Raw genomic sequence first — 24,324 nt, 5'->3', positions numbered from 1 at the left:
ACAGGTTCTCTAACATCAACGCCGATCTGCGGAAGAGGGCGATTTCCGCCGTGTCGTCTGAGTCGTCGCGGTCAAACCCGCTGGCAAGCTTCGGGCAAAATGAGTGGCTTGTCGACGAGCTGTACCAGAAGTACCTCCAGGATCCCGAGTCTGTGGACAAGGCCTGGTGGAATTTCTTCGCTGACTACAACCCTGACTACGGACCGGGCAGAACCCCGGTCAGGGAGGCGGCGAACGGCACTGCGACCGCGCCCGCCCCCGCTCCAGCACCCGCCAAGGCTCCGGCGACCCCGGCGCCCGCGGCCGACAAGCCGAAGCAGCCCACGACCGCGGTGCCCAAAGACGCCGAAGAGGTCAAGCTGCGCGGTGCCGCGGCCCGCACGGCGGCCAACATGGACCTGTCGCTCGCGGTACCCACCGCGACCAGTGTCCGGGCCATCCCGGCCAAGCTGCTCATCGACAACCGCATCGTGATCAACAATCACCTCAAGCGGGGTCGCGGCGGCAAGGTCTCCTTCACGCACCTGATCGGCTTCGCCATCGTCAAGGCGCTGAAGGCCATGCCGGAGATGAACTTCTCCTTCGCCGAGGTCGAGGGCAAGCCGACGCTGGTCAAGCCGGCCCACGTCAACTTCGGCCTGGCCATCGACGTGCAGAAGAGCAGCGGCGAACGCCAGCTCCTGGTGCCGTCGATCAAGGCCGCCGACGGCATGGACTTCCGTCAGTACTGGATGGCCTACGAGGAGATCGTCCGCAAGGCGCGCGGCAACAAGCTCGCCGTGGACGACTTCGCCGGGACCACGATCTCGCTGACCAACCCCGGCACGATCGGCACCGTCCACTCCGTCCCGCGCCTGATGCCCGGCCAGGGCACGATCATCGGCGTCGGCGCCATGGAGTACCCAGCCGAGTACCAAGGGGCCTCCCCCGACACGCTCAGCAGGCTCGCGGTCTCCAAGGTCATGACCCTGACCAGCACCTACGACCACCGGATCATCCAGGGCGCCCAGTCGGGCGACTTCCTGCGCCAGATCCACCGGCTGCTGCTGGGCGAGGACGGCTTCTACGACGAGATCTTCGAGGCGCTGCGGATCCCCTACGAGCCGGTCCGCTGGGTCCAGGACATCTCCACCTCCCACGACGACGACGTCTCCAAGTCCGCGCGGGTGATCGAGCTCATCCACGCCTACCGGGTGCGCGGCCACCTCATGGCCGAGACCGACCCGCTGGAGTACAAGCAGCGCAAGCACCCCGACCTCGACATCCAGTCGCACGGCCTGACGCTGTGGGACCTCGAGCGCGAGTTCGCGACCGGCGGTTTCGGCGGCCGCCCGCTGATGAAGCTGCGCGAGATCCTGGGCGTGCTGCGCGACTCCTACTGCCGCACGGTCGGCATCGAGTACATGCACATCCAGAGCCCCGAGGAGCGGGCCTGGATCCAGGCGCGGGTGGAGAAGGCGCACGCCTCCCCCGACCGCGAGGAGCAGCTCAACATCCTCGGCCGGCTCAACACCGCCGAGGCGTTCGAGACGTTCCTGCAGACCAAGTTCGTCGGCCAGAAGCGCTTCTCCCTGGAGGGCGGCGAGTCCCTGATCCCGCTGCTCGACTCGGTCATCAGCGACGCCGCCGAGGACAGCCTGGACGAGGTCGTCATCGGCATGGCCCACCGCGGCCGGCTCAACGTGCTGGCCAACATCGTGGGCAAGTCCTACGGCCAGATCTTCACCGAGTTCGAGGGCAACATCGACCCGCGCACGGCGCACGGCTCCGGCGACGTGAAGTACCACCTGGGCGCCTCGGGCACCTTCACCGCCTCCGGCGGCAAGACCATCACCGCGAGCGTGGTGGCCAACCCGTCGCACCTGGAGGCGGTCGACCCGGTCCTCGAGGGTGTCGTCCGGGCCAAGCAGGACCTCCTGGAGCGCGGTGAGGAGGGCTTCACCGTGCTGCCGGTCCTCATCCACGGCGACGCGGCCTTCGCCGGCCAGGGCGTCGTGGCCGAGACGCTCAACCTGTCGCAGCTGCGCGGCTACCGCACCGGCGGCACCGTGCACATCGTGGTCAACAACCAGGTCGGGTTCACGACGTCTCCGGCGTCGTCCCGTTCTTCGGTCTATGCCACCGATGTCGCCCGGATGATCCAGGCCCCGATCTTCCACGTCAACGGCGACGACCCGGAGGCCGTGGTCCGCGTGGGCCAGCTGGCCTTCGAGTACCGCCAGGCATTCCGCAAGGACGTGGTCATCGACCTGATCTGCTACCGGCGCCGCGGCCACAACGAGGGCGACAACCCCGCCTTCACCCAGCCGCTCATGTACGACCTCATCGACGCCAAGCGCTCGACCCGCAAGCTCTACACCGAGGCCCTGATCGGCCGCGGCGACATCACGGTCGAAGAGGCCGAGCAGGCGCTGCGCGACTACCAGGCCAAGCTGGAGCAGGCGTTCACCGAGGTCCGCGAGGCCGCCAAGCGGCCGCATCAGGAGAACGGCGAGCTGCGCGTGCCGCCCACCGAGGTGGTCAAGTGGTCGCACGACGACACCCCGACGGCGATCAGCGACGAGACGCTCAAGCGCATCGTCGACACCCAGCTCAACCTGCCCGAGGGCTTCACCGTGCACCCGCGCCTGTCGCCGGTGCTGCAGCGGCGCGGCCAGATGGTGGAGCAGGACGCGATCGACTGGTCCATGGGTGAGGCGCTGGCCTTCGGCTCGCTGCTCATCGACGGGCACCCGGTCCGCCTGGTCGGCCAGGACTCCCGCCGCGGCACGTTCACCCAGCGCCACGCGGTGCTGGTCGACCGGATGACCGGCGAGGACCACACCCCGCTGAAGACCTTCAACCAGGGCACCACGAAGTTCTACGTCTACGACTCGCTGCTCAGCGAGTTCGCGGCGCTGGGCTTCGAGTACGGCTACAGCGTGGTGCGCCCCGACGCCCTGGTGGCGTGGGAGGCCCAGTTCGGCGACTTCGTCAACGGCGCCCAGACGATCATCGACGAGTTCATCTCGTCCGGTGAGCAGAAGTGGGGCCAGAAGTCCGGCGTCGTGCTGCTGCTGCCGCACGGCTACGAGGGCCAGGGCCCCGACCACTCCAGCGCCCGCATCGAGCGGTTCCTGCAGGTCTGCGGGCTGGACAACATGACGGTCGCCCAGCCCACCACCCCGGCCAACTACTTCCACCTGCTCAGGTGGCAGGTCGAGTCGGGACGGCACCGGCCGCTGGTGGTCTTCACGCCCAAGTCGCTGCTGCGGCACAAGAAGGCCACCTCGAAGGCGTCCGACTTCACCTCGGGCACCTTCCAGCCGGTCATCGGCGACACCACGGCCGACCCCGCGAAGGTCACCAGGGTCGTGCTGACCTCCGGCAAGCTCTACTACGACCTGGCCAGCGAGCGGGACAAGCTCGGCCGCGACGATGTGGCCATCGTCCGGCTCGAGCGCCTCTACCCGTTCCCGGCCGACGAGCTCTCCGCCGAACTGTCCAGGTACGGCGGGCAGGTCCCGTTGTTCTGGGCCCAGGACGAGCCGGTCAACATGGGGCCGTGGCCGTACCTCACCCTGAAGCTGGCCGAGGACCCGCAGCTGCTGGGCGGCAGGCCACTCAGCCGGATCTCGCGCACCCCCAACAGCTCCCCGGCGACCGGCTCGCACGCCGCGCACGACACGGAGCTCGAGGAGATCATGCACCAGGTCTTCGGCTGATCGTCATCCCATAGGAAGGCCCCCGCCACGGCGGGGGCTTTCTGCTAGAACGGAGCATCATGTATTTCACCGATCGGGGGATCGAGGAGCTGGTCGAGCGCCGTGGTGAGGAGGAGGTCAGCATCCTCTGGCTCGGCGAGCGGCTGCGGGAGTTCGTCGATCTGAACCCGGAGTTCGAGACGCCGGTCGAGCGGCTGGCCACGTGGCTGGCCAGGCTGGATGACGACGACGAGTGAGATGGGCGAGCCGACGCGAGGACGGGTGACGCGGGCGACGCTGACGCGATACATCTTGAGTTTTCGGCAAACGCGACATATCGTGTTAATGAGGAAACCTATCGCGGAGGGGTCATGGCGCAGTGGACTATCGACGGGCCCGAGCAACTCACGTTCGGACCGGTGACGGCACTGGACGTGCGCATCGTCGCGGGCAAGCTCAACGTGCTGGCCAGCGACGGGCCACCCTCGCTCGAGGTGTCGGAGGTCGACTCGGCCTCGCCGCTGATCGTCACCTATGACGAGGACGCCAAGGAGCTCAGCGTCGCCTACAAGGACCTGACCTGGGACGGCCTGCTCGGCTGGCTGCGCCGCGACAAACGCCGCTCGGTGCTGACCCTGACCGTCCCGAAGACCTGCGCGGTCAACGCCGGCGTCGTCTCGGCGCCCTCGGTCGTCGCCGGCTTCGAGAACCAGACCCAGGTCAGGAGCGTCTCGGCGGAGATCGTGCTCGAGGGCGTGAGCGGCGACGTCAGCGCCACCACCGTCTCCGGCGACGTCGAGTCCCGGGCGATGGCCGGGGACCTGGCGTTCAAGAGCATCTCCGGCGACCTCACCGTAGCCGACGGCATGCCGCGCCGGCTGAGAGCCAACACCGTCTCCGGCCGCATCACCGCCGACCTGATGCTGCGCCCCACCGGGCACGTCACGCTCAACAGCGTCTCCGGCGGCATCCTGGTCAGGCTCCCGGAGAACGTCGAGGCCGACGTGGCCATCCGCTCGACCTCCGGCCGCGTGGTCAGCACCTTCGAGCGCCTCATCAACGAAAGCAAGCCCGGCATGCAGTCGCTGTCCGGACGTCTGGGCGGCGGCATGGCCTCGCTCACGGCCACCACGGTCTCCGGCGAGGTGGCGCTGCTCAAGGGAGAGAAAGAATGAGCCCCGTCTTCGGTCACGGCCGCCTTCGCCTGTACCTCCTCAAGCTGCTGGAGGAGAGCCCACGCCACGGGTACGAGGTGATCCGGCTGCTGCAGGACCGCTTCCTGGGCGTCTACTCCCCCTCGCCGGGAACGATCTACCCGCGCCTGGCCCGGCTGGAGGAGGAGGGCCTGGTCACCCACGAGGTCGTGGACGGCAAGAAGGTCTTCTCCATCACCGACAAAGGCCGCGAGGAACTCAACAGCCGCCTGGACGAACTCGCCGACCTGGAGCAGGAGATCTCCGCCTCCGTCCGCGACATCGCCCGCGAGGTGAAGGAGGACGTCCGCGACACCGTCAAGTCGCTCCGCGAGGAGCTGACCAAGATGGCCAAGGACGTGCGCACCGGCCAGAAGGCCGACATGCGCCGCCTCAGGGAACAGCAGAAGCGGCAATGGACCGAGCACATGTCGTCCTGGCAGGACGAGAGCGAACGGCTCAAGCACGAGTGGCGCCGCATCTGGGGCGACATCTGGACCTCGATCGGCGGCGTCCCGGGCAACCGCGTCGAACTGGACAACGAACTCGGCGGCATGCTGGCCGACTTCGTCGCCCAGGTCCGCGAGGACGCCTCCGACAGCCACCTCACCCGCGAACGCCTGGAGGAGATCCGCCGCACCCTGTCCACCGCCTCCCAGAACATCCGCGACTCGCTGCACTGAACAGCCTTCCCCGGGACACATACTGCGTTAGGCAGCGTCCTGGGGGATGTGGGTGCGGGCACCGCGGCGGGCCTGGTAGGCGATCGGCATGTACCGCAGCCTTTCCGGCAGCCGCGGCGTCACCCGGGCGATCAGCCTGCCGAGCCTGTGCAGCCGCCGCTCATCCCGTGCCGTCCACTCCAGCCCGAGCTTGTCCCGTACGGCCGGCGGCAACGTGCCCACGGTGATGAAGTGGTTGAACTCCCCCGAGGCCACCCCCACCGGCATCCACAGCCGGCGCACGGCCGCGGGCAGCCGGGGCGGCGCGGGGGTTCCGTGCAGGACCGCCAGCACGTCCACGGCCGTCGGATGCGGCTCCAGCCGATCGGTCACCATCGCGGTGAAATAGGCGCGGAAGGCGGTCATGTCCTGAGGCATCTCCCGCTCGGCGACGTGCAGGATGCGCCCGAGCTGCCGCGACTCGGCCAGCAGCCGTTCCTCCCCCTCCGGCGAGTACGGCGTGCCGAAGACCCGGTTCAGCACCAGGAACCGTTCGAACAACGACCAGTGCACCCAGGCCCACGCTTCCCCGTTGAGCGCGTGGTAGCTGCGGCCCCGCTCGTCCACGCCGCTGATCAGGGCATGGAGGTCGCGCAGCCTCCGGCCCTCGGCGGGGCCGTCGGCTCCGCCGTACACCCAGGTCTGCACGGAGGTGAGGGTGCGCTCGAGCCGTCCCCACGGGTCGGCCTTGTAGGTGGAGTGCGCGGCGACGGCGGCTCCCACGGCGGGGTGCATGGTCTGCAGGATCAGCGCGCTGCCGGCCACCAGCAGGTTGCGGTACTCGCCGGCCGTGTCCCAGTGCATCGATCCGGGGCCGAAGGGCTCAACGTCCATGACGGGGCCTCCTGGGTGATACAGCTCCCTTTTCTTTGTACCACCCAGGAATCGGACAAGTAACCCGTCACTTATTCAGGCGGTGAAGACGATCTTCCCGAAGAGGTCGCCCTCGTGCATGGCGGCGAACCCGGCCGTGGCCTCGGCGAGCGGAAGCGTCCTGTCGATGGCCGGGCGCACCCCGGTCTGCTCCAGGAAGACGGCCAGGCGCTGCAACTGGTCGCGGGTGCCCATCGTGGAACCGATCACGGACAACTGCAGGAAGAACACCCGCTGCAGGTCAGCGGAGGGAACCGCGCCGCTGGTGGCGCCCGAGACCACGATGCGCCCGCCCGGCTTGAGCGACTTGAGCGAGTGCGCCCAGGTGGCCTGGCCCACGGTCTCCATGACCGCGTCCACCCGCTCCGGCAGCCGCGCGCCGGGCTCGAAGACCTGGTCGGCGCCGAGTTCGCGGGCACGGGCCCGTTTCTCCTCCGACCTGCTGGTCGCCCACACCCGGTAGCCGCCCGCCCGGCCCAGCGCCACCAGCGCCGTGGCCACGCCACCGCCGGCGCCCTGCACCAGCACGGTCGCGCCCGGCTGCAGCCCGGCCTTGTCGAACAACATCCGGTAGGCGGTCAGCCACGCGGTGGGCAGGCAGGCCGCCTCCTCGAAGCTGATCGTCGCCGGCTTGGGCACGAGGTTGCGCCGCGGCACGGCCACCCGTTCGGCGAACGTGCCGTCGTAGTGCTCCGACAGCAGCGAGCGCTTGGGATCGAGCGTCTCGTCGGCGCCCGAGCCGATGACCGAGTGCACGATCACCTCGTTGCCGTCCTCGTCGAGCCCGGCGGCGTCACAGCCGAGCACGATCGGCAGGCGCTCCTGGCGGATGCCCACCCCCTTCAGCGTCCACAGGTCGTGGTGGTTGAGCGCGGCTGCCTTGACGGTCACGGTGGTCCAGCCGTCGGGCGCCTTCGGCTCGGGGTGCTCGCCCAGTCTCAGGCCGGCGAGCGGATGGTCGGGATCGGTCTGTGCGGCGGTTACGGCGAACATGGCCGCACCCTACTTGACCTTGATACGGATCTTGCTGACGGCCGCCTTCACGAACCACTCGGCCCCCGAGGCCGCCACCATGAAATCGCCCATGCACACGGACTCGGTCGGCCGCCCCCGCGCCCCCATCGCGTCCGGCACCTCCGGCAACGCGCACCCGGGCGTCGGCACGATCGTCAGCATGTCCCCCGACCCCCCGCCGAACAGCAACTGCGGCCCCACCGGATCCCGCCGCCGCCCGTCCCCGGGAGCCGCCAGCCGAATAGGCCCGGACGCCTTCAGCACCAGATACCCGTCCTTGGTCACCGCGCCCTTCAGCTTGGTGGCCAGCGCCATCCGCGCCTCGAACCGCAACCCCGCCGGCCGGTCGTACATCGCCATCCGCCAAGGCCCATAGGCAAACAACATGACCTGCCCCACCAGCCCCCCGCCCGGCGGCCGCGGCCAGAGCGTCACGTCAGGCGTGAACGACCGCAACGGCTTCTTCGCCCCCCGCGTGACCTCCACGTCGCCCGCGTACGGCGCCACCAGCGCCCGGTACACGGGGAACTCCTCACCCCTGATCCACATCCCCACGAACGGCCGTGACCCGAGCGCGTCCAGCTGCATCTCGGCCGGATACCGCACCTCGGCCCGCAACCCGTGCGGGAACACCACCTCGATGATCTCCTCGCCCCCCTTGACCCGCGCCTTGGCATGCAGGACGTTGGGCGCCGAGGTGACCCTCGACAGGGACGCGATCGGATCCCGGGTGGTGGGGGTGGGCGCCGGAGGCTCGACCGGCTCGGGCTCGCGGCTGGTCACCAGGCTGACGACGGGGATCGCGAGCAGCCCGACAAGCACCAGGATGCCGACCCATCGCCGGCGCCCCTTCGCGCCTGCCTCGATGACGTCGAACTGGTCGGTCACCAGCGATCCTTGCCGAGTAGTACGGCTTGCGCCCTCCGCCTCAGTTCAGTTGAGCAGTGACGTCCAATGCAACCCCTTGAACTTGGCGAAGTCCTTGTCATAGGTCACGAATTCGCAACCATGCTCGATGGCCAGCGCGGCCAGGTAAGCGTCGGCGACGAGCTTCCCCCGCGCCGGAGTCTCCTGGCACAGATTGCTGAAGATCGTCCAATGCCGCTCGCCTCCCCCGACCTTGACCGCGTGGGCCTGGTTGCGCACCTGCGAGGCGAACGCCAGCGCTATGGGGATCGGCGTCGGCCGTGGAAGGCGCCGGTCGGTGGCGTTTCGCAGGAATCCGTTGATGACGAAGTCACAGACGGCGTACGCTGTGTCACCGTTCACGAGCGAATGGACGAGAGCGATGGACTCCGGATGATGCACCGCATCCTCACGGTGCGCGTAGAGCAGGACGTTGACGTCAAGCATCTTCACTGCAGAACCTCCGGACGTACTCGAGGTCGTCCTCCAGCAGGAGTTCGGCGATCCGCTCCGGGCTGAGATCCACCTTGCCGCGGTCGGCCGGATCACCATAGGTGGGCAGTTCCACGCGGGGCCGCTGGCCCGCTTCCGTGGAACGGTTGAGTAGTTGTCGCAAAGCGTCCTCCATGACCGAGGTGAGACTGCGTCCGTTGCGTGCTGCGTACGCCTTCGCCTCGTTGAGGAGCGTTTCGTCGATGCGCACCGTGGTCCTCCGCATGACTCCAGCGTTCGCCGCTGACATAAAAATGTCAACACACGAAGGGTAGCGACTCGACTACGGCAGTGCATCGGGTTTCCCTGTCACCAATCGGCTACGTTCACGTGTCCCTCGGTGCGCAGGGTCACCGGCTGCCCCACCAGTTCCCGGGACTCGGCGTCGGCCAGCAGGTCGGCCCGCCGTACCACGGCATGGGCACGGGCGCCGCCGGGGACGTCGGCGACCAGGATCGCGCGCTCGGGGGCGCCGTCGCGGCCGTGGGCGACGGTGTAGCCGGCCACGGTGGCGGGTCCCGCGTACACCTCGCGCAGAGGCACCGGGGCCGCGGCGTACACCGGCGCACTCCCGACATCCCCGGTACCGCCCGGTTCAGTGGACCAGACGGCGTAGGCGTGCTTGGTCATGTGCATGCCCACGCCGGTGACCAGGCCGTGGCCGCCCTGGGCGCGCAGGAGGCCGGCCATGGTGGCGGTCGAGTGCAGGACGTAGTTGCTCGCCGGGCCGCCCGCGTACGGCAGGCCGCCGGTGACCGTGACGCCGCGCCGGTCCGCGAGGTCGAGGTTCAGGGCGTCGCAGGCCATCCGGACGGCGATGGCGAAGCAGGAGTAAAGGTCCAGGGCGGCCATGTCGTCGAGGGACAGCCCGGCCCGGTCGAAGGCGGCCCGTGCCGCCGCGGCGACCGCGGGCGAGCTCGCCAGCGAGGGCCGGGCGGCCACCTCCCAGGTGTCCTCGGCGTAGGCCCAGCCGCGCAGGTAGACGCGCCCTTCGCGGGGCACGCCGAGCGAGTCGGCCAGCGCGGAGCTGACCAGGATGACGGCGGCGGCCTGGTCGACCTCCAGCGTCGCGACCGTGTTGCTGGTGTACGGCCAGCCGACGAACCGGCCGCCGAGGAGGTCGTCGGGAGTGAGCTCCTCGCGGTACCAGGCGTGGGGATTGGCCGCGGCCACCTGCGACATACCCGCCATGAACACCGCTCGCTCCGACATTTCACGATTTATACCGTTTTTTCCCGTTTTGCCGCCTGACTCCCTCGAATAGCGCCGCGCCGTCTCCAGAATCGGATAGGTGTGCACAGGCAGGAACAACTCATGCGCCAATTCCGCCGGATGCGGCGGCCGGTCCCACCCGTAGGGCGGCTTCGGATGGGCTGGATGACTCCACGCCACGTGCTCGCCCGCCTTGCGATAGTGCCGCCGCGTGGCCAGCGCCTCGGCCCCCGCCACCAGCGCGCTGTCCATCTCCCCCGCCGCGATCCGCCGCGCCGCCTCACCGATGAGCAGCTGCGGCGCCGTACCGCTGACCCGGGAGTAGACGCCGTGGCGCGGCGCCGCGCCGAGCCGTTCGGCCAGCCGGTACGGCGGAGCGTCGTACTGCCAGGAGTCGGTGTACACGAGCCCGATCGAATCCAGCCGGGAGGGCGCCAGCCCCGCCTCCCGCGCCGCCTCGCGGGCCACGTGCTCCCAGAGGTCCAGGGGCTCCGGCCCCGGCTGCGAGCGGACGGTCAGCTGGGCGGCGCCGACGAGGCAGGGGGTGCGCGGGTCCATGCCCTCATCTAACCAGAACAACATTCGGTTGGCGCGGGTGTGATGTTTCTTGCCGGAGTGGGCAGCGGCCGCGCATTGCCGGAAGTGGCCACTGTTATTCATGGGGAGAATGAATTTCCGGCACCATCGGGACCTGCGCGAATACCGATTGAGAATACATGCCCAATTGCTATCTCTATAACGGAACGGAACCGGCCCAGACTTTTTCCCGTCGTTTCATGGATCCCGCCGCGCGCCATTCATTAGCGTTCCGAGCGTTTTCCTGGCCCACCGGGGCGCAGTACCCCGCTCTGGGCCGCCGAGAACTGGAAGGAGCTCCATGATTTCCCGAGCACGGCGCATCGCGATTCCCCTCGCCGCCCTCCTGGCCATGGGACTGGCCACGAGCGCGATGAGCGCCAGCGCATCCGCGACACAGGCACCCAAGGACGTCGTCTCCAGGAACGCGACGACGCCCGCAGCACAGGCCGTACAGTTCTGGACGCCCGACCGCATCCGGCTGGCCACGGACATGAAGGATTCCCTGGACATCTCCACCAAGGGAGTCAAGGGCGGCATCCAGACCCCCGACGGCCCGCCCGGATCGGTCCCGCCGGTCGGCGAGGAGAAGACCACAGCCAAGAAGAGCAAGCACGTCAACCTGCCCAACACCGTCGGACGCGTCTTCTTCACCCTGCCCGGCGCCAACCCGACCGACCCGAAGAGCTGGCGCTTCTGCTCGGCCAGCTCGGTCCAGGGCAAGTTCCGCAACCTGGTGGCGACGTCGGCGCACTGCGTCTACGACACCAAGACCGACGTCTTCTACGACAACTGGGTCTTCATCCCGTCGTACTGGGACGGCAACAGCGCATGGGAGGGCAAGGCGCCCTACGGCATCTACGCCGCCAAGACGTTCAACGCCCACGACGACTTCGTGGTGAAGGAGGACTACGACTTCGACTACGCCTTCGTCAACGTCTACAACGGCATCAAGGTCAAGTGGGAGAAGGTCGCCAACAAGTGGCAGTGGACGGTCAAGAACGTCGGCCGTCTCGGTGACAACGTCGGCGGCCAGGGCTTCACCTGGAACCGCAGCACCAAGCTGAACGTCTTCTCCTTCGGCTACCCGGCCGGCGAGCACCCCGACGGCGACAAGCCGTTCACCGGCCGCACGATGAAGTGGTGCTACGGCAAGACCAAGCCGATGCCGGAGGCGCCCAGGTACAACCTGCAGGAGCACATCGGCTTCAAGTGCTCCTTCACCGCCGGCGCGAGCGGCGGGCCGTTCATCTGGAACTACAAGAGCGCCTCACGCACCGGCTACCTGATCGGCGTCAACAGCGTGGCGTGGGACACCGACGGCAACGACCGCTACGACCACATCTCGTCGCCGTACTTCAACACCGACACCTACAAGGTCTACAAGGCCGCCGCCAACCGGTGGACGGGCAACCTGCCTCTCTGACCTGCCCGCGAGCGGAAGTCCCCGGGCCCTTCCCGGGGACTTTCCGGTCAGAACGCGAACACGGGCCCGGTGGCGGCGTTCATCTCGCACCGGTTGCCGTAGACCCCGACGAAGCGGACCAGCCGGTCCTCCCAGACGCCGGTGGCCGAGACGTGCACCGGGTTGTACTCCTTGGTGCAGAAGACCTGGGCCACCGGCAGGCGCCCGAAGTCGCCCGAGGCGCTGGACAGCGCGGCGCACGCCTCGGCGGCCCGCGGGTGCATGCTCGGCTTGCCGTCGCATACGAGAAGAACGTGCTTGGCACCGGTGGTGAGCACGTATCCGTTCTTAGGCGGAGAGTCCGGCGGAGCCGCCGCATTTGCGGCCGGACCAGCAGCGATAGCCGTACATGAAAGGACGGCGAGACACATGAGTCGCATACCCGCAGCCTTCCTCGCAGATCTTGCATCACCAACGACCGACGCGCGGGATCCTTGCCTCACATGGGCTTTATGGGACACACGTCAACCTTGATCAGATAACAAATCTCCATCCAAGCTGCCATAGAGTGAGTCGATCTGGAAAAATCCTCCCTTACGACCCCAAGAAAGGCATTTCATGATCCCCCCGGTCAGGTCTCTCGCGGCCGCCGCCCTCGGCGCGCTGCTGCTGACGCCTGCCCTGACGGGGATCGCGCACGCCGCTCCGAGCAAGGTCATGACCGTGGCGATGGCCAAGACCGAGACGGAGATGAAGAAGGTCGCGGAGTACTGGAGGCCGGAGCGACTCAAGGCCGCCGACAGCTACACGCCGGCCACGCCGGCGGGCAAGGCGCCCGCCCCCTCCTCGACCGCCGGGGGCACGTCGGGTGGATCGCGCGGCTCGGGCGGAACCTCCGTGCCGGCCGCCGCGCTGAGAGCCAAGAAGGTGACCACCGCCCCGGGCGACATCGCGCCCGCCCTGCCGAAGGGCGCCGCGACGGCCAAGACCATCGGCAAGGTCTTCTTCCTGTTCCACAACAAGGAGTTCTGGTGCACGGCCAGCGCCGTGGCCTCCAAGAGCAAGAGCGTGGTCGCCACCGCGGGCCACTGCGCCTACGACCCCCGCGAGCCCGGCGAGGCCAAGAACTGGATCTTCGTGCCGAACCCCGGCCCCGACGGCACCACCCCTGACGGCATCTACGTCGGCGCCTCGCTCAGCCTCCACGAGGACTGGGCCGGCAAGGGCGACTACGACTTCGACTACGCCTTCGTCACCGTCCACCGCGGCTTCACCTGGGAGAAGCAGAAGGACGGCTCGCTGACCATGAAGGACGTCGGCAAGCTACAGGACAACACCGGCGGCCAGGGCCTGGCGATCTCCAAGGGGTACGGCCAGCGGATCAACGCCTTCGGTTACCCGGCGGGTCCCCAGCCCGACGGCAGCCGCCCCTTCAACGGCAAGACGCTGGAGGCGTGCCAGGGCGGCACCAGCAAGACCACCGCTCCGACCAGGGAGCTCCAGTACGGCGTGCTGCTGCAGCCCTGCAACATGACGGCGGGCGCGAGCGGCGGCCCGTGGCTGTGGAAGTACCAGCCGGGAACCAAGCTCGGCTACCTCAACGGCGTCAACAGCCTGACCTGGAACCGGGACGCCCGCGGCGCCTTCGACGCGGTCTCCGCGCCCCCGTTCATCGCCACCACCGCGGAGGTCTATCGGCAGGCCGACGCGCAGGGCTCCAGCGAAAAGTGACGCAAGTCACAGGAACCGGTCGGCCCAGCTCCGTGATCAGGCACGTCATCTGTCTCGGAACGATCACACCGCGTGTTGGACCGGTTGACATGATCTACCGAAAATTCACATGACCCAAGTCAGCGCTGTAGGTTCCGGGCTGTCCTTTTATTGCTGAGTTCGTGCCCGCAGGGGCGACGATGCCAGCGCAACCTGGAGTTACCTTGAAGCGAATCCTTATCCCGGCCGGTGGCGCGCTCGTGGCGACCGGTCTCGTGGCCGCCAGCCTGTCCGGCGTCGCCCAGGCCGCCGATGACGTCGCCAAGGACCCGATGGCCACCAACACCCGCGCGGCGCACTCCGTCGCCGCGTTCTGGCTCCGGTCCAACGCCGCCGCGCTGCGCGCCGCCACGGCGTACACCTGGGACGCGGCGGACGTGAAGAAGGTCGTCCAGAAGGGTGGCTACAGCCCGGACGGACGACCCGGCCAGACCGCTCCGCAGACCGGCGGCTCCGGCAAGTCGCAGAACGTGAACCTGCCCAAGACCATCGGCAAGGTCTTCTTCGTCGACGCCTCCGGCAAGTACCGCTGGTGCTCGGCCACCTCGGTCCAGTCGAACTACCGCAACCTGGTCTCCACCGCCGCCCACTGCGTCTACGACACCGACGGCAACCGCGACGTCATGGACCGCTGGGTCTTCGTCCCCGGTTACTACCAGGGCAAGGCTCCGTTCGGGATCTACGTGGGCAAGCAGGCTTTCACCCACTACGACTTCACCACCTACGAGGACTACGACCGCGACTACGCGTTCGTCACGGTCTACAACGGCATCGGCCACGACGGCCGTAAGCTCGTCGACGCCGGCCGCCTCGGTGACAACGTCGGCGCCCAGGGCATCTCCTGGAACCAGCCCGAGGGCAAGCCGGTGCGCGCCTTCGGCTACCCGTACGCGCCGCACCCGGACGGCAACAAGGTCTACACGGGCGTGACCCCGAAGACCTGCTACGGCCCGACCACCACCAAGAAGGTCGGCGCCTCGTGGCTGAAGATCGAGGAGCACGTGGGCCTCAAGTGCGCCGTGACCCCGGGCTACGACGGCGGCCCCTGGCTGCGCAACTACAGCAACGCCAAGCGCGTGGGCTACGTCAACGGCGTCACCAGCACCTTCGCCGACCAGGACGGCAACGACCGGATCGACTACATCACCTCCCCGTACTTCGACGGCGAGACGGCCGACGTCTACAACGCCGCCAAGAACGTGTGGTCCGGCAAGGTCGTGGGCCCGAACGGCGAGCTGTACAAGTAACCACCTGACCTGAGGGGGCCCGGCACACGCCGGGCCCCCTTTTTTGCGCCCGACTTCCGGGCATATATCCCCACATGCCCGGCCACTTCCACGCCTACCTGTGGACCGGAATCGGCGAAGAGCTCCGCCTGGAAGAGGAGCGGCGCCCCGGAACCCCGGAGTTCCCCAGCTCGCCCGTGCCCCCGATACGCACCGCCGACTGGCTGGCCCGCCCCCGCCGCCAGGTGACCGCCACCTTCGAGACCCCCGCCGACGCCGTGACCTGGCTCGCCCAGGAGTACGACCTGGCCACCCGCGCCCTGCTGCACCCCGCCGACGAGGCGCGCATCGGCCGAGAGGTACGGCTGGCCAACGCGGCCGCGCTCCTCAAGGGCGGCGCCGACATCCAGTGGGGTTTCTGGCTCACGGACGGCCGATTCACCTCCGTGGGGGTCGTCTGCTGCCCCAGCCGCACCGCCGTACACCGCTGCCCGCTCATGATCGGAGCGACTTAGACGGATCGAGAGGCCAATCTGGTTCCTGTGATCTGCGTCACATTCAGGGGTTCACACCGAGTGCCCGCCCCCTTACCGCCCATTTACCCCATTCACCGTACGTCCTTCGTGGCCTGTGAAAACGTACGTTTACGATCACCGTCCGCAATGGTCTCTGACAGATAACAGCACGGTCACGGCGGTAACGACAGCTACCAGATGAGGCAGAACGGCTTTCACCTGCGAAGATCACACGGGTATGTTCCTTGCTATCCCTTTACTGACGCATGGGTCGCGTGTGGCGACTCACGACAGACCAAGGAGCAGTTCCCTTGAAGCGCATCCTCATCCCCGCCGGTGGTGCCGTCCTGGCTACCGGTCTGCTGGCCGCCGGCCTGGCCGGCTCCGCCTCGGCCGCCAACGACGTCGCCTCCGACCCGATGGCGAAGAGCGCGGCCACCGCTAAGGCCATCGCCGAGTTCTGGGCGGACAACAACGGCGCGGCCCTCCGCGCCGCCAAGGAGTCCAACGTCTGGGACGGTAAGGACGTAGCCAAGCTGCAGCAGAAGGGCGGCTACTCCGCGGACAGCAAGCCCGGCACCGCCCCCCCGATCGGCGCCGAGAAGAAGACCACCGCCAAGGTTCACAACGTGAACCTGCCGAAGACCATCGGCAAGGTGTTCTTCGTCAACGGCAAGGGCGAGAAGAAGTGGTGCTCGGCCACTTCGATCCAGTCGCAGTACCGCAACCTGGTTGCCACCGCCGGCCACTGCGTCTACGACGTGGCGGCCAACCAGGACGTCATGAACAAGTGGGTCTTCGTCCCCGGCTACTACCAGGGCAAGGCTCCGTTCGGGATCTACGTGGGCAAGCAGGCATTCACCCACTACGACTTCTCGAACTTCGAGGACTACGACCGCGACTACGCCTTCGTCACCGTCTACAACGGCGTCTCGGGCCTGACCCAGACCAAGAACAAGGTCTCGAAGTCGGACTACCTCAAGGCCACCGGCGCCAAGTTCATCGACGAGCAGCAGATCAAGGAATCCACCGACGCCGCCACCGAGGCCAAGGCGAAGGAACTGGCTTCCAAGTACAACGCTGGCGGCAACATCGAGAACGGCTACGACGCCACCGGCAAGCAGATCGAGACTGCGGGCCCGGTCGTCTCCAAGACCGTCGCCAACCCCGACGACAAGGTGGGGCACGACTACCCCGGCGCCACCAAGGTCCAGACCGAGACCTCCAAGTCCGCCTGGGAAGCCGCCAGCAACGGCCAGAAGAACGGCGACCGCTGGCAGCAGGACCTCACGCCCGGTCTCGGCAACCTCCGGGGCATCGAGCTCAAGCGGGTCACCGAGACGGAGTACAACTCGTTCGTCGCGTCCAAGAACGCCGGCAACGAGCTGGGCACCGCCTACACCAGCGCCAGCGGCAAGGTGACCTTCGCCGGCGTCGAGAAGGACTTCGCCAAGGAGCCGGGCGGCTTCTGGGTTGCCAAGTTCTACGTGAACCAGTGGTACAAGAAGTCCTCCACCACCACGTACCACTTCCGTGAGTACTACACCCTCACGAGCGCGGTGAAGGACGCCGGTCGCCTCGGCGACAACGTCGGCGGCCAGGGCTTCGCCTGGAACCAGCCCACGGGCAAGCACGTCCGCGTGTTCGGTTACCCGGCCGCTCCGCACCCCGACGGCAACAAGAGCTACACCGGCGTCACGCCGAAGTGGTGCTACGGCAAGACCTCCTCGAAGCTGGCCGCCTCCGCGGCCAAGAAGATCGAGGAGCACGTGGCGCTCAAGTGCGCGATGACCGAGGGCGCCGACGGTGGCCCGTGGCTGTACAAGTACAGCAACGCCAAGCGCATCGGTTACGTGAACGGTGTCACGAGCACCTTCGCCGACCAGAACGGCAACGACCGCGTCGACACCATCACCTCGCCGTACTTCGACGGTGAGACGGCCGAGGTCTACAGGGCCGCGGCGAAGGTGTGGTCCGGCAAGGCGTTCTAGGCGACGCTCAGCGGACGGCGCCAGCCGTTCGCACCCCTGAATAACCCGTAGGGCCCGGCGATTCGCCGGGCCCTACGGCCGTTCACGGGAAGTTGTGAGCCGTTTGGACGCACGGGACACGCGGACGGTGCCATCAATCCGATGTGATCTGCGTCACATAGCGTTGGGCCCCCCTCTCCCGGGTAACCCCTGACCACATGCGTCACTTCCGCAACACGGCTGACCTGATCTGCGAAAACAGCACAGCCGCGACTCTCCGCCCATGCCACCACAGTTCCTGCATAAACATCACGGAACGATCACAGCAGACGCGACCCTCTTTTTCCGCCCAAAGCGGGTTCCTGTTTTCAAGATCGGCGCTGTATGTTTCCAGGCATCCCTTTACTGACGCATGGGACGCAAGAGGCGTTCCACGACAGCGCAAGGAGTTACCTTGAAGCGCATCCTCCTCCCGGCCGGTGGCGCCATTCTGGCCACTGGTCTGCTGGCTGCCGGCCTGGCCGGCTCCGCCCAGGCCGAGCCGACCGCTGACGCCGCCATGCTGGCTGCCGACGCCAAGGCCGCCGAGATCATCGACTTCTGGACCAAGTCCGACAACGCTGCCCTGAAGCAGGCCACGGCCTACTACTGGGACAACAAGGACGTCAAGAAGATCGTCGAAAAGGGCGGCTACGTCGGGAACACCAAGCCCGGCATCGTCGACCCGATCGGTGCCGAGAAGAAGGTCACCGTCAAGTCCCACAACGTGAACCTGCCGAAGTCCATCGGTAAGGTCTTCTTCGAGGGTCGCGACGGCAAGCTGTACTGGTGCTCCGGTACCTCCATCCAGTCGCAGTACCGCAACCTGGTCGCCACCGCCGGCCACTGCGTCTACGACATCAAGGGCAACGACGAGGTCGTGTCCAAGTGGGTCTTCGTGCCCAGCTACTACCAGGGCAAGGCCCCTTACGGCATCTACGTCGGCAAGCAGGCCTGGACGCACTACGACCTCTCCACCTGGGAGGACTTCGACCGCGACTACGCCTTCGTCACCGTGTACAACGGTGTCGGCGGCGTGTTCAACGAGGGCACCAAGGTCTCGCGCCCGGACTACCTCAAGGCCAAGTCCGAGGGCAAGGCGGTCACCATCAAGGCGACCGAGATCAAGGAAGCGACTGACGCTGCCACCGAGGCCAAGGCCAAGGAGCTGGCGGCTAAGTACAACGCCAACGGTCAGCTCGTCGACGACAACGCCGAGAAGGACGCTGGTCCCGTTGTTCGCGTCAGCACCGCCAACGCTGACGACAAGGTCGGCCACGACTACCCCGGCGCGGTTCGCACCGACGTCGAGGTTGGCTCGGGGACGTACTCCGCGGCGGAGCTCGGCCGGAAGAACGGCGACGTCTGGTACGGTCGCGACGCGATCAAGAGCGTGATCAAGGTTCAGCCGGAGCAGGGTCGTCCCGACCGCGTTACGGCCTACGGCCTCAAGTTCGAGCCCGTTACCGAGACCGAGTACAACGCGTTCGTCGCCAAGAAGGCTGCCGGCCAGGAGCCCTACGCCGAGGCATACAAGGGCGGCGACGTAATCCCGGTTGCCTACGAGGAGGACGGTCGTCCCAAGACCGGCAAGCTCAAGCTGGCCCCCGGCGGTTACTACATCGCTCGGTTCTACGTGAACCAGTACTACAAGAAGTCCTCCACCGTGAAGTACTACCTCCGTGAGTACTTCACCGTCGGCCACAAGGTCAAGGACAGCGGTCGCCTCGGCGACAACGTCGGTGGCCAGGGTGTCGCGTGGAACCAGGGCACCGGCAAGGTCGTTCGTACCTTCGGCTACCCCTACGCCGCCCACCCGGACGGTTCGAAGCCCTACACCGGCGTTACGCCGAAGTGGTGCTACGGCAAGACCGGCCCGAAGGCGACGAAGGTCGCGAGCCTGAAGATCGAGGAGCACGTGTCGCTGAAGTGCGCCGTCACCGGCGGCTACAACGGCGCCCCGTGGCTGCTCAAGTACAGCAACGCCAAGCGCATGGGCTACGTCAACGGCGTGACCAGCGTTCTGTACGACACGGACGGCAACGACCGTTGGGACTACATGTCCTCGCCGTACTTCGACGAGGAGACCGCGGCTGTCTACTCGGCCGCCGCCAAGGTGTGGTCCGGCCCGATCACCTGGGGCCTCCCCAAGTAGTTCGGTGATCTCCTGAGTCGGGGGTCCAAACCCCGGCTCACCTCAGCTTGACCCGAAGGGCTCGGCTTTTCAGCCGGGCCCTTCGGCATTTATGCAGAACTTTTCAGGTAGATCGCTAACCAGAGTGATCAGTGGGCCGATAGGGTCCTGACATCCCTTTTGTTACTCCAGTGGAGCCCCCCGTGAAGCGCCTGCTCGTCCCCCTCGCAGCAGCCGGCCTGAGTGCCGCCGCCCTCGCCTTCCCGGCCACCGCCGAGCCCACCTGGGTCCAGGACCCCCTCGCGCCGAAACCCGCCGACGCCTACAGCAACGCCTTCTTCTGGCTGGACGGCAACGGCGCGGCCCTGAAGAAGGCCACCCAGTACCACTGGGACGCCAAAGACGTGCCGAAGCTGATGACCACCCAGGCCAAGTCCTTCGACGGCAAGCCCGGCATGACGGCGCCCATCACCTCCGCCAAGCCGGCCGCCAAGGTCAAGAACGTGAACCTGCCGCGCAGCCTCGGCAAGGTCTTCTTCCTGGACCGCAAGGGCAACTACCGGTGGTGCTCGGCCACGTCGATCCAGTCGCGCCACCGCAACCTGGTCGCCACCGCCGGCCACTGCGTGTACGAGGACGGCAAGGACGTCTACCGCAAGTGGGTCTTCGTGCCCGGCTATTACCAGGGCAAGGCTCCGTACGGCGTCTACGCGGGCGCGTACGCCTTCACGACCTACGACCTCGACGTGTACGACGACTACGACGGCGACTACGCCTTCGTGGCGGTGCACAACGGCTTCACGCTGACCGAGGAGAAAGAGGTCACGAAGAAGGATTGGGACGCCTGGAAGGGCGACAAGTGGGTCAAGAACGAGGAGATCAAGAAGGAGGAGTTCGTCGCCGGCTTCGAGAAGCACGGAGCCGCGGGACCGTACTGGTCCAAGACGACCGATCTGACTCCTGACAAGGTCGGGCACGACTATCCCGGGGAGAAGACCCTGACCAGGGTCGAGGTCACCGAGGCGGCCTACAAGCAGGCGCCGGCGAGCACCGCCGCCAACCAGAACGGCGAGCGCTACGAGCAGGTCGGCCCCGAGCCGATCACCGAATCCGAGTACAGGAAGCTGGCGGCGGAGAAGGCGGAAGGCAAGATCCTGGCCACGCTCACCGTTGACAAGGACGCCAAGGGCAACGAGATCGGCTGGTGGTCCACCCGCTTCTTCATCAAGCAGTGGGTGAAGCTCGGCAAGGAGACCAGGTACTACCGCAGCCGCTACATCATCGGCCTGGCCAAGGACACCGGCAAGCTCGGCGACGCGGTCGGTGGGCAGGGCTTCGCGTGGAACCAGCCCAAGGGCCAGCCCGTCTACGCCTTCGGCTACCCCGGCGACCCGCACCCCGACGGCGACAAGCCGTTCACCGGCGTGACGCCCAAGTTCTGCTACGGCAAGACCGGCACCAAGACCTACCAGGTCAACACGTTCCGGGTGGAGGAGCACCAGGTTCTCAAGTGCTCGATGACCGGCGGCGCCGACGGCGGCCCGTGGCTGCTCAAGTATGACAACGCCAAGCGCGCCGGCTACGTCAACGGCGTGACCAGCCTCTTCGCCGACCAGGACGGCAACAACCGCATCGACCTCATCAGCTCCGCCTACTTCGACAGCGAGACGGCCGACGTCTACAACAAGGCCACGCTCGCCGAGACGAAGTCCCTCGTGGGCCCGAACGGCGAGATCCTGTACTGAGGATCGGGCGAGTCCCGTGAACGGGGCTCGCCCGCCTTCATCCCGGGAGACGCAGCCGCGCCGGATCGGTCAGCACCTCGATCTCCGCGATGCGCCCGCCCGCGACGGTGAACCGCATGACCCGCACCGGCCGTCCCCCCTCCCTGACCACGATCGCGGGCAGCCCGTCCACGAACTCGGATGAGGCCGTGGCGAGGCGGGCGAACATGACCGCCTGCCCCGCCACCGCGACGGCCCCCCTGACGCTCGGCCCGGCGTCCGACCGGACCACCACGTCCGGCGCCAGGATCGCGCTCAGCGCGTCGAAATCGCCCTCCCCCGCCGCGGCCAGGAACGCCGCCACCGCCGCCCTGTGCGCCCTCAGATCCGCCTCCGCGACCGGGCTGAGCCCGCGCACCCGCCGCCGCGCCCGCCCGGCCAGTTCCCGCGCGGCCGCCGGCGACCGCTCCACGATGGGCGCGATCTCCTCGTACGGCAGGCCGAACAGGTCATGCAGCACCAGGGCCAGCCGCTCGTCCGGCGCCAGCGTCTCCAGCACCGCCAGCAGCGCCAGGCCCACGGAGTCGGCCAGCGCCGTCTCCTGCCCCGGCGGCAGGGGCGGCCTGGCCCGCAGCATGTCCAGGCAGATCCGCCCGACGACCGTCGTCAGCCAGCCGCCGAGGTTCCCGTTCAGCCGTGACCGCGCCTCCCGCAGCGCCGCCTGGGCCGCCTCGTCGGAGCCGAGGATGCGGAGGGCGACGGAATGCAGGTGGCCGCGGTGGGCCTCGAACTGCCTGGAGAGGAAATCACTGCTGTTCATACTGCAGTGACGGTTGACGGGTGCCGGATGTGACGTGCGGCCGGGGTCAGACGGGGGTGAGGTCGCGGGTGCGTTCGCTGAGATCCTGAACGGCCCGCTCGTACTTGTGGGGCTCGAGGCGGCGGCGGAGGTCGGCGGCGTAGGAGCGGGAACGGGCCGACTGCAGCTCGGCGCCGAGGGCCAGGGCGTCGCCCGCGACCGCGCACGACTCCTCCAGTTCACCGCACTGCAGCAGGCCCGCGCTCAGCAGCGAGAGGTTGAACATGCGGCCGCGCACGTAGCGTCCGTCCATCTGCAGGGAACGGCGGGCGTGCCGGACGGCTCGTTCGCCGTCGCCCAGGTCGCGAAAGCAGTGGGCGAACTTGGCCGACAGATACGCCTCGTCGAAGTAGCTCAGCCAGTCGGGCTCATCGCCGGGGCGGCGGGCGTCGAAGGCCCGCTCGGACTCGCTCAGGGAGGCCGCGCACGCGCGGGCGTCGCCGAGCCCGGCGTGGGCGTGGGCCTCGAGGACGTGGGTGGAGGCCAGCAGCGTCTGCACCCCGGCCCGGCCGGCCGACAGCTGGGCGGAGCGGGCCAGGTCGAGGGCGTGGGCGTGCTGGCCCATGTAGATGGCCTGATGGGCCATGCCGGCCAGGATCTCGCCGCCCAGCGCGTGGTCGGCGGCGCCCCTGGCCAGGCGGAGCGCCTGGATGAGGTAGCGCTGGGCCAGGCCGTGTTGTTCGAGGTCGTAGGCCATCCAACCGGCCAGGCGGGTGAGTTCGGCAGCCGCGGCGGCCAGGTGCCTGCCGGTGGCTTCGCCGTACGAGCCGTCCTTGAGGAGCGGCGAGACGGCGGTGTCTAGATATTTCACGACTGAGGAGCGGACCCGGCCACTGCCGAACCGGTTGTCCAGCTCCCCGAACGAGCGGGTCACCTCATGGATCGCCGCGATGTCCGCATTGCCTACCCTGCGTCCGCCCCCGCCCGTCGGCCGCCCTTCGGCGGGCGCCGACAACCAGCGCAGCGCTCCCACCGAGCCTGCCCCGATCGCGAAGGTCGAGTCGAGCAGGAACCTACGTCTCTCCACATCCGCGCGCCACAGCGCCGTCACGGTAGTGACCCCCTCCTGCCAGGTGTGCGTGAACTCCTGCCCGAGATCGAGGGGTGTGGTCATCGCAGGCATGCCGAGGTCTTCGGCGGTCACCGGCCTGCCGAGCCGGAGCGCGAAGATCTCGGCGAGGAGGCAGGGAACCGGCTCCCTCGGCCGCTGACCACCGATCCAGCGCAGGACGGAGCTGTGGTCGTACTTGAAGCCGGGGGTGCCGCGCGCTGCGCCCAGGTCGTTGAGCCGCCGGGCCAGGCCCTTGTGTGAGAAGCCCGCCTCCGCGATCAGTCGCTGGAGCAGTCGGTTGGGCTCGCGTTCCATCGCTCTCCTCGCCCAGGAGCCGGCGCCCGCCATCCTTACAGAGCGCTCCCTTTATAGCACGAAGAGTAAAGGCGGTTTCTGCTGTTCCTAAAGCGAGCCCGCCCGGGTTACGGGAGCTTGAGCTCCCACACCTTCACCGACATGGGGCGCTTGGTGTTGTCGTAGACCACGCGCACGGCCACGCGGCCCTGCTTCAGCAGGGCGTAGAGGTGGATCGGGTCGCACTTGGTCTTGCCGAAGGCGGTCTTCTTGTCGTAGTTCTCGTGCGGGTAGCCGGCGGCCCGCTTGCCGCACTTCTTGCTCACCTGCCGGAAGTCCAGGCCCTCGGTGTAGGCGATCCTGACGGGCGATCCGGTCTTCTTGTCCAGCGACCAGCCGAGCAGGCCGCTCTCCCCTATCTCGCCCAGGGTGGCCTTGTACGGGGTCAGGATGAAGTGGGCGTTGCCGGAGATCTTCGCCCAGCCGTACACGGTCTTGAGGCCGGTGGCGGCCGCGGCGGGGGTGGTGGTCACGGACAGGAGCAGGGCAGCGGTCGCCGCGCCGGCCAGAATCGCCTTCATCGTTCCTCCAAGATGGGGTGTCGGGCGATTGTGGCAAACCCTGCTTGCAACCGAATTGCGGGAGCGCCGGGCGCTCCCGCAAGGT

General features: G+C 67.9%; 21 protein-coding genes. 11 read left to right on the top strand and 10 right to left on the bottom strand.

What is annotated here, in order from left to right:
• Positions 1 to 50 precede the first annotated feature (50 nt).
• The 4 genes from FVE25_RS31150 to FVE25_RS31140 all read left to right on the top strand — a co-directional run bounded on the left by FVE25_RS31150 (position 51) and on the right by FVE25_RS31140 (position 5,559).
• A complete protein-coding gene (locus FVE25_RS31150) occupies positions 51 to 3,704 on the top strand; it encodes a multifunctional oxoglutarate decarboxylase/oxoglutarate dehydrogenase thiamine pyrophosphate-binding subunit/dihydrolipoyllysine-residue succinyltransferase subunit (RefSeq protein WP_157250692.1) in 3,654 nt (1,217 codons plus the stop codon).
• Between the two features lie 59 nt (positions 3,705 to 3,763).
• On the top strand, positions 3,764 to 3,940 hold the full coding sequence (locus FVE25_RS53990; RefSeq protein ID WP_181019768.1) for a DUF6104 family protein: 177 nt from the start codon (positions 3,764 to 3,766) through the stop codon (positions 3,938 to 3,940).
• A 114-nt stretch (positions 3,941 to 4,054) separates the two neighbouring features.
• Positions 4,055 to 4,858, top strand: a complete 804-nt coding sequence (locus FVE25_RS31145) for a DUF4097 family beta strand repeat-containing protein (RefSeq protein WP_157250691.1) — start codon at positions 4,055 to 4,057, stop codon at positions 4,856 to 4,858.
• A complete protein-coding gene (locus FVE25_RS31140) occupies positions 4,855 to 5,559 on the top strand; it encodes a PadR family transcriptional regulator (RefSeq protein WP_157250690.1) in 705 nt (234 codons plus the stop codon). Before FVE25_RS31145 ends, FVE25_RS31140 begins: the two co-directional genes overlap by 4 nt.
• A gap of 27 nt (positions 5,560 to 5,586) precedes the next feature.
• On the opposite strand, the gene FVE25_RS31135 is transcribed toward FVE25_RS31140, so the two are convergent.
• The 6 genes from FVE25_RS31135 to FVE25_RS31110 all read right to left on the bottom strand — a co-directional run bounded on the left by FVE25_RS31135 (position 5,587) and on the right by FVE25_RS31110 (position 10,653).
• Positions 5,587 to 6,432, bottom strand: a complete 846-nt coding sequence (locus FVE25_RS31135; protein WP_157250689.1) for an oxygenase MpaB family protein — start codon at positions 6,430 to 6,432, stop codon at positions 5,587 to 5,589.
• A 75-nt stretch (positions 6,433 to 6,507) separates the two neighbouring features.
• Entirely contained in the window at positions 6,508 to 7,464 is a 957-nt protein-coding gene (locus FVE25_RS31130; RefSeq protein ID WP_157250688.1) for a zinc-binding dehydrogenase, read from the bottom strand.
• Positions 7,465 to 7,473: 9 nt separating this feature from the next.
• Positions 7,474 to 8,373: a hypothetical protein gene (locus FVE25_RS31125; RefSeq protein WP_157250687.1), complete on the bottom strand. Its 900-nt coding sequence runs from the start codon at positions 8,371 to 8,373 to the stop codon at positions 7,474 to 7,476.
• A 45-nt stretch (positions 8,374 to 8,418) separates the two neighbouring features.
• Positions 8,419 to 8,838 (bottom strand): type II toxin-antitoxin system VapC family toxin, encoded by a 420-nt coding sequence (locus FVE25_RS31120; RefSeq protein ID WP_246267763.1) that lies wholly within the window; start codon positions 8,836 to 8,838, stop codon positions 8,419 to 8,421.
• Positions 8,831 to 9,094: a hypothetical protein gene (locus tag FVE25_RS31115; protein WP_157250685.1), complete on the bottom strand. Its 264-nt coding sequence runs from the start codon at positions 9,092 to 9,094 to the stop codon at positions 8,831 to 8,833. Before FVE25_RS31115 ends, FVE25_RS31120 begins: the two co-directional genes overlap by 8 nt.
• Before the next feature lie 98 nt (positions 9,095 to 9,192).
• Positions 9,193 to 10,653 (bottom strand): acetyl-CoA synthetase, encoded by a 1,461-nt coding sequence (locus tag FVE25_RS31110; protein ID WP_157250684.1) that lies wholly within the window; start codon positions 10,651 to 10,653, stop codon positions 9,193 to 9,195.
• A gap of 319 nt (positions 10,654 to 10,972) precedes the next feature.
• On the opposite strand from FVE25_RS31110, the gene FVE25_RS31105 reads away from it, so the two are divergent.
• A complete protein-coding gene (locus tag FVE25_RS31105; protein WP_157250683.1) occupies positions 10,973 to 12,097 on the top strand; it encodes a trypsin-like serine peptidase in 1,125 nt (374 codons plus the stop codon).
• 47 nt (positions 12,098 to 12,144) lie between these two features.
• On the opposite strand, the gene FVE25_RS31100 is transcribed toward FVE25_RS31105, so the two are convergent.
• Positions 12,145 to 12,414: an SSI family serine proteinase inhibitor gene (locus FVE25_RS31100; protein WP_157250682.1), complete on the bottom strand. Its 270-nt coding sequence runs from the start codon at positions 12,412 to 12,414 to the stop codon at positions 12,145 to 12,147.
• 280 nt (positions 12,415 to 12,694) lie between these two features.
• Between FVE25_RS31100 and FVE25_RS31095 the strand changes: the two genes are divergently transcribed.
• The 6 genes from FVE25_RS31095 to FVE25_RS31070 all read left to right on the top strand — a co-directional run bounded on the left by FVE25_RS31095 (position 12,695) and on the right by FVE25_RS31070 (position 21,475).
• Positions 12,695 to 13,807: a trypsin-like serine peptidase gene (locus tag FVE25_RS31095; RefSeq protein ID WP_157250681.1), complete on the top strand. Its 1,113-nt coding sequence runs from the start codon at positions 12,695 to 12,697 to the stop codon at positions 13,805 to 13,807.
• 203 nt (positions 13,808 to 14,010) lie between these two features.
• Positions 14,011 to 15,093 carry a trypsin-like serine peptidase gene (locus FVE25_RS31090; RefSeq protein ID WP_157250680.1) on the top strand — a complete coding sequence of 361 codons (1,083 nt, stop codon included), beginning with the start codon at positions 14,011 to 14,013 and terminating at the stop codon, positions 15,091 to 15,093.
• A 74-nt stretch (positions 15,094 to 15,167) separates the two neighbouring features.
• The gene (locus FVE25_RS31085) at positions 15,168 to 15,587 is read left to right on the top strand and encodes a hypothetical protein (protein ID WP_157250679.1); all 420 of its coding nucleotides are present in this window, start codon (positions 15,168 to 15,170) and stop codon (positions 15,585 to 15,587) included.
• Positions 15,588 to 15,898: 311 nt separating this feature from the next.
• Positions 15,899 to 17,578: a trypsin-like serine peptidase gene (locus tag FVE25_RS31080; RefSeq protein WP_157250678.1), complete on the top strand. Its 1,680-nt coding sequence runs from the start codon at positions 15,899 to 15,901 to the stop codon at positions 17,576 to 17,578.
• 433 nt (positions 17,579 to 18,011) lie between these two features.
• Positions 18,012 to 19,751 carry a trypsin-like serine peptidase gene (locus tag FVE25_RS31075; RefSeq protein ID WP_157250677.1) on the top strand — a complete coding sequence of 580 codons (1,740 nt, stop codon included), beginning with the start codon at positions 18,012 to 18,014 and terminating at the stop codon, positions 19,749 to 19,751.
• 182 nt (positions 19,752 to 19,933) lie between these two features.
• A complete protein-coding gene (locus FVE25_RS31070; RefSeq protein WP_157250676.1) occupies positions 19,934 to 21,475 on the top strand; it encodes a trypsin-like serine peptidase in 1,542 nt (513 codons plus the stop codon).
• A gap of 37 nt (positions 21,476 to 21,512) precedes the next feature.
• On the opposite strand, the gene FVE25_RS31065 is transcribed toward FVE25_RS31070, so the two are convergent.
• From FVE25_RS31065 to FVE25_RS31055, 3 genes are all read right to left on the bottom strand, one after another.
• Positions 21,513 to 22,274, bottom strand: a complete 762-nt coding sequence (locus FVE25_RS31065; RefSeq protein WP_157250675.1) for a sigma factor-like helix-turn-helix DNA-binding protein — start codon at positions 22,272 to 22,274, stop codon at positions 21,513 to 21,515.
• A gap of 46 nt (positions 22,275 to 22,320) precedes the next feature.
• Positions 22,321 to 23,679, bottom strand: a complete 1,359-nt coding sequence (locus FVE25_RS31060; RefSeq protein ID WP_157250674.1) for an NsdA family TPR-like regulatory protein — start codon at positions 23,677 to 23,679, stop codon at positions 22,321 to 22,323.
• Positions 23,680 to 23,786: 107 nt separating this feature from the next.
• Positions 23,787 to 24,239: a hypothetical protein gene (locus FVE25_RS31055; protein WP_157250673.1), complete on the bottom strand. Its 453-nt coding sequence runs from the start codon at positions 24,237 to 24,239 to the stop codon at positions 23,787 to 23,789.
• Positions 24,240 to 24,324 lie beyond the last annotated feature (85 nt).

It is taken from the genome of Nonomuraea typhae, from assembly GCF_009760925.1.
GTDB lineage: Bacteria > Actinomycetota > Actinomycetes > Streptosporangiales > Streptosporangiaceae > Nonomuraea > Nonomuraea typhae.
Note: the sequence above shows the minus strand (reverse complement) of the source record. Positions and strands in the feature narration are given on the sequence as shown.

What these genes read in the sequence shown, in the direction of transcription:
- FVE25_RS53990 (WP_181019768.1), top strand. Translation starts at nt 3,764, where the DNA reads ATGTATTTCACCGATCGGGGGATCGAGGAGCTGGTCGAGCGCCGTGGT.
- FVE25_RS31145 (WP_157250691.1), top strand. Translation starts at nt 4,055, where the DNA reads ATGGCGCAGTGGACTATCGACGGGCCCGAGCAACTCACGTTCGGACCG.
- FVE25_RS31140 (WP_157250690.1), top strand. Translation starts at nt 4,855, where the DNA reads ATGAGCCCCGTCTTCGGTCACGGCCGCCTTCGCCTGTACCTCCTCAAG.
- FVE25_RS31135 (WP_157250689.1), bottom strand. Translation starts at nt 6,432, where the DNA reads ATGGACGTTGAGCCCTTCGGCCCCGGATCGATGCACTGGGACACGGCC.
- FVE25_RS31130 (WP_157250688.1), bottom strand. Translation starts at nt 7,464, where the DNA reads ATGTTCGCCGTAACCGCCGCACAGACCGATCCCGACCATCCGCTCGCC.
- FVE25_RS31120 (WP_246267763.1), bottom strand. Translation starts at nt 8,838, where the DNA reads ATGCTTGACGTCAACGTCCTGCTCTACGCGCACCGTGAGGATGCGGTG.
- FVE25_RS31110 (WP_157250684.1), bottom strand. Translation starts at nt 10,653, where the DNA reads ATGGACCCGCGCACCCCCTGCCTCGTCGGCGCCGCCCAGCTGACCGTC.
- FVE25_RS31105 (WP_157250683.1), top strand. Translation starts at nt 10,973, where the DNA reads ATGATTTCCCGAGCACGGCGCATCGCGATTCCCCTCGCCGCCCTCCTG.
- FVE25_RS31095 (WP_157250681.1), top strand. Translation starts at nt 12,695, where the DNA reads ATGATCCCCCCGGTCAGGTCTCTCGCGGCCGCCGCCCTCGGCGCGCTG.
- FVE25_RS31085 (WP_157250679.1), top strand. Translation starts at nt 15,168, where the DNA reads ATGCCCGGCCACTTCCACGCCTACCTGTGGACCGGAATCGGCGAAGAG.
- FVE25_RS31065 (WP_157250675.1), bottom strand. Translation starts at nt 22,274, where the DNA reads ATGAACAGCAGTGATTTCCTCTCCAGGCAGTTCGAGGCCCACCGCGGC.
- FVE25_RS31060 (WP_157250674.1), bottom strand. Translation starts at nt 23,679, where the DNA reads ATGGAACGCGAGCCCAACCGACTGCTCCAGCGACTGATCGCGGAGGCG.
- FVE25_RS31055 (WP_157250673.1), bottom strand. Translation starts at nt 24,239, where the DNA reads ATGAAGGCGATTCTGGCCGGCGCGGCGACCGCTGCCCTGCTCCTGTCC.